Genomic DNA, 4,377 nt, shown 5'->3' on the forward strand with positions numbered 1-4,377 from the left:
TGGAGGTTCGCGATCTCTGTTGTCGGCGACGGTGGTTGGCGTCCGTTGTGTGGCGGCGGGTCGATCGGGCGAGGTGGCTGTTCCCGCCCGGCCTCGTCGGGCAAGGACGAAGAATGCCGTGACCGGGCGGTCCGGTTTCTCCCGGTGTTCCGGTTCCCATCGATTTTTCTTGTGCGCCGAGTCCCGTCGTAGTTCCGGATACCGGCGGGCCGGTTCAACCGGTGAGCGCGCCCGGACTTTCCTCTGCACGTGCCGTGGGCAGGGTGTACTCGGGCGCGGTCACTGCGGCGGTCACCGCGGCGGTCACCGCGGCGGCCATCCCTCCGGCGAGGTGGCGGGGGGATCCTCCACGCCGCCAAGTCCTCCTCCCCGGGGATGCCGTCCCGCCGGGTGACGCGGTAATAAGGATTTGAAGATGACGGATTAAAAATCGCTTTCTGGTGTCACCCGATGAGGTTGAAGGCGGGGAGAAGAACTGCTCGGGAGGTCTTTCCGGATGGCCCGGTGTGGCCTTTTCGTGGCCGCTGGCCCCATCTTTTGCTTTGCGTCAGTCGCGCGATGTTTGATGCGTCTGTCGCACCACGAGTCCCCAACGAGGGTGATGAAGTCATGTCCTCTTCATGTGAATGTGGTGGCCCTCCCCAGGAGCCTCCCCTCCAGGCACGGAGTACCGTGCCTGGACAGACGTTGACCGGTCCCCGACCCACCGAACCCGTTCAGGTCGGCATGATCCCCGGGCAACCCGCCCCGGTCCGCTCGGGCGGGCGCAGTCCGTCAGCTTCGAGTGACCCCGCCGAGGAAGGGAGGACACGTGGCGTCGGCCGTGACCCAGCTTGCCCTCCCCGGTGCTCTGGTTCTGGTCCGTGCGCAGGAGCCGGGCACGCTGGTATCCGATCGCGGGGGATGGCAGCGGGCGGTGCTGCGGGCGGCCCTGCCATCGGCGGCGAAGCTGGTCGCGTTGACGCTGGCGAGCCACGTCGCCGAGGTTCCGCCGGCGGCGCCCGCCGGTGCCGCGGTGAGCGCCCCCGGCCTGGTCACCCTGGTCGCGGAGACCGGTTACAGCCGGACCCACGTGCAGCGCCAGATCACCAGGTTGCGCAACCAGGGCTGGTTGGCGACGGTGGCCCGGCCCGCGGCCGGCAGGACGACGCGGTTAGCCCTGAGCATCCCCGAGGCCGCCGTACGGGCAGGCGAGGTCCGCCTGGTCGCGGCCGGCGTCGCATCCTCTCCTGCGTCCGCGGCTCCGGCGTCTCCGGAGGCCGGCTCGGCAACCGCAGCCTCGGCCGCGCCCGCCCGCCGGCGCCGCGGCGGTCGCCGTGGCCGGATCGGCCTGCGGACGGTGTCTGCGGTCGGCCGTCGTCCCCGGGCGATGGCGTCCGTGGCGGGCGATGGCTCGCCTGGTGCCGCCAGCCCGGCGGTCAACCTCGCCCCCTCGAGGGGCGCCGACCGCCCGGACACCGCCGGTTCGGATGATCCGGACACCGCCCGTTCAGACCAGCCGGAGCCGGGTGACGTCCGAGCGGAGGGCGACCCCCAACCGGCCTCGGCCGTGGGCACCGTCGATCCCGCCACCCGCGGGGCCGTGACGGACGAGCCACACGTCCCGACGGACGAGACCGCTGGGGCAGCGGACGCGTCGACTCCCGAACCGGAGCGGGGCGCCCCGACAGTCCCGTTGCCCCCTCCGCCGCCCGAGCCGATGACCCTGGCCGCCAGCCAGGTGATCACGGTCCTCGCGAACGCGATGCGGTGCCCGACGTCCGACTACCTGGCTATCTACCAGAAACTGCGGGTGATCCTGGAGGAGGACAGCTGGGAACCGGTCGAACTGGCCCTGCATCTAGTGCACATCATCACGACCGGTGTCCTGGTCGGGGATGGCGACGAGATCGACAATCTGTCCTGGCGACTCGATCGCCTGCCCAGGGCGTCCGCCGACTGCAACTGCCGCGCCTGCCTGGAGAACCGGGGGATCAGGACCGGACTGACGCCGGGTTCCACCGTCCCGAGCCAGGGGCGCGGGCGCTACACCCGCACCGCGAAGGAGAAGGGACCCGCGCCCGGACGCCCAGGATGGGAGGCCTACGGGTCCCGAGCCGCCCGCCCGGAATCCGGGGCGCCGCCCGTGTCGATCCCGCGGCCACCGCTGGAGGCTATCGAGGAGGCCGCTCGCGCGGGGCGTGCGCATGCCCAGATGGCGAGCCAGTCGGCGGCTGACGGCGCGGCCTGAGCCGGTCGACCTGTGGTCCGGGTCGCCCGCCGCGGCCCGCCCGTGGCGGGCCGCAGATGGTGACGGTCAGTGGCGGATGGTGTTGCATAGTCCCAGCGACAGCCCATCATGGGAAGTCATGGTGACTTCGGTGGACGACACCCGTGGCTGATTCCGGGTCGGACGGCGGCTATGACGCCGACGTGATCGTGATCGGGAGCGGGTTCGGCGGCAGTGTCAGCGCGCTACGGCTCGCGGAGAAGGGCCATCGTGTCCTCGTGCTGGAGGCCGGTCGCCGGTTCACCCCGGACACGCTGCCGAAGAACAGCTGGCACGTTCGCCGGTATCTGTGGATGCCGCGGTTGGGCTGCCACGGTATCCAGAAGATCACCTGGTTGGGTCGGGTCGTGGTGCTGTCCGGAACGGCGGTCGGTGGCGGCTCGGTCGTCTACGCGAACACGCTGTACCGCCCGCTCGACGCCTTCTATACCGACCCGCAGTGGCGGGACATCACCGACTGGCGCCGTGAGCTGGAGCCGTTCTTCGACCAGGCCGAACGCATGCTCGGGGTGAATCCCAACCCGACGACGACGTACTCCGACGAGGTGTTCCGCAGGGTCGCCGAGGAGATGCGGGTCGGGTCCACCTTCGCGGCGGCGCCGGTCGGTGTCTTCTTCGGCCGCGACGGCCGCCGGGAACCCGGCGTGCGTGTCCCCGACCCGTACTTCGGCGGCGCCGGCCCGGCTCGGACGGGATGCGTAGAGTGCGGGGAGTGCATGAGCGGCTGCCGTCGAGGGGCCAAGAACACCCTCGACTGTAACTACCTGTACCTGGCCGAGCGGGCCGGTGTGCGGGTAGTCCCGGACACCACGGTCACGGCTGTCCGGCCACGCCCGACCGGCGGGTATGAGCTCGACATGGTCCGGACGGGGGGTCTCGTCCGGCGTCGGCGACGTACCCTCACCGCGGAGCAGGTCGTGTTCGCCGCCGGCACCCTGGGCACCCAGCGGCTGCTGCTGGCGATGAAACAGAGCGGTGACCTGCCGGTGTTGTCCGACCGGCTCGGTCATCTCACCCGGACGAACTCCGAGGCGATCCTGGGCGCATCCAGGCTGCGCCCTGATCGGCGGATCGCCCGGGGAGTCGCGATCACCTCGTCCTTCCACCCCGACGAGCACACCCACATCGAACCCGTGCGCTACGGCCGGGGGAGCAACCTGATGGCACTGATCAGCGCGTCGATGACCGACGGCGGCGGGCGGGTGCCGCGCTGGCTGAAATACCTGCGTCAGGTCGTGCTCCACCCACATCAGGCGCTGGCGTCGTCACTGCCCTGGCGATGGTCCGAGCGGACCATCATTGCGCTGGTCATGCAGTCGTGGGACAACTCGTTGATCGTCTCCCTGCGCCGTGGACCGTTCGGTCTCGGCTGGCTGACGAGTCGGCAGGGACACGGTGAGCCGAACCCCTCCTGGATCCCGGAGGGCAACGACGCCGCCCGCCGGATCGCGGCCAGGATGGGCGGCTACCCCGGCGGGTCGATCGGCGAGATCGCCAACATCCCGCTGACCGCGCACATCCTCGGCGGGGCCCCCATCGGCACGGATCCCACCACCGGAGTAATCGATCCCTACCACCGGGTCTTCGGATACGAGGGGCTGCACGTCGTCGACGGCGCCGCGGTCTCGGCGAACCTCGGCGCGAACCCGTCGTTGACCATCACTGCGCAGGCCGAACGGGCGATGTCCTTCTGGCCGAACAAGGGGGAACCCGACCCGCGCCCACCCCTCGGGGCGGCCTACCGGCCGGTTGCGCCGAGAGCACCGGCGCACCCCGCCGTCCCAGCCGGCGCTCCCGGGACCTACCGCGTGGTCGGCCCGGTCGGCCCGGTCGGCCCGGTCGGCCCGGTCGCGGGGACGAGGTGACCGGTTGCCGGATGCTGGCCACGAGCTGCCGGGATGCGGGCGTGTCCGGCAGCCACGCTTTGCCCGGCACGCCGATCGCCGGCACGTGATCTCAGCGCCGCCGGCTGGGCGCACCGCGCGACGGGTCGACGCCGGGCAACTCCTCGAAGTCAGGGGTCGCCGAGTCGGACAGGCCTTCGTCGAAGGCGCCCCGGGTATCCGTGCCGGCGGGGGGTGCGGTGGTGCCGGCGGGGGGTGCGGTGG

General features: G+C 71.3%; 2 protein-coding genes. Both read left to right on the forward strand.

Annotated features, from left to right (window positions below; translation table 11 throughout):
* Window positions 1–811: 811 nt before the first annotated feature.
* Window positions 812–2,230, forward strand: coding sequence for a hypothetical protein (locus tag AC08ON_RS16600; protein ID WP_476608440.1), 1,419 nt, complete (start codon window positions 812–814; stop codon window positions 2,228–2,230).
* Between the two features lie 143 nt (window positions 2,231–2,373).
* A complete protein-coding gene (locus tag AC08ON_RS16605) occupies window positions 2,374–4,134 on the forward strand; it encodes an FAD-dependent oxidoreductase (protein ID WP_476617300.1) in 1,761 nt (586 codons plus the stop codon).
* Window positions 4,135–4,377 lie beyond the last annotated feature (243 nt).

Source organism: Frankia sp. CoWAU3, from assembly GCF_977971855.1.